This window comes from Psychrobacter sp. GW64-MNA-CIBAN-0177, from assembly GCF_040309585.1.
Lineage (GTDB): Bacteria > Pseudomonadota > Gammaproteobacteria > Pseudomonadales > Moraxellaceae > Psychrobacter > Psychrobacter okhotskensis.
Window position 1 is genome coordinate 1 of record NZ_JBEOOY010000174.1, and the last position, 279, is coordinate 279.

The 279-nt window shown below is 42.3% G+C and carries 1 pseudogene; it reads right to left on the minus strand.

Features of this window, described 5'->3' with window-relative positions:
• A pseudogene (locus AAEY79_RS14655) lies at positions 1-217 on the minus strand (cyclic pyranopterin monophosphate synthase MoaC); the annotation flags it as partial.
• Positions 218-279: the final 62 nt, after the last annotated feature.

A 279-nucleotide genomic window follows, 5' to 3' on the forward strand; every position in this document is an offset into this window, starting at 1 on the left:
GAGTGATACTGCCCTTTTTCGTCATGCCATCTGCCGCTTTAATCTGCGCATAAATTGTCGCTGGAAAACGTACCTGACCGGTGGCATGTGCTTCTCTAGTCGTTGCTGTTTTGCCACTCACATCGACCATATTGATATCGCCATTACTATCTAAATGGGATAAAGCAGGCGTTAATTCAGTAGGCATATTCTGGTCAATATTGGCAGTAGCAGTCATTGGCAAATTCTCATTATTGTATTAACAGCATAATCTATAGTTGATATAACGCTGTGCAGACG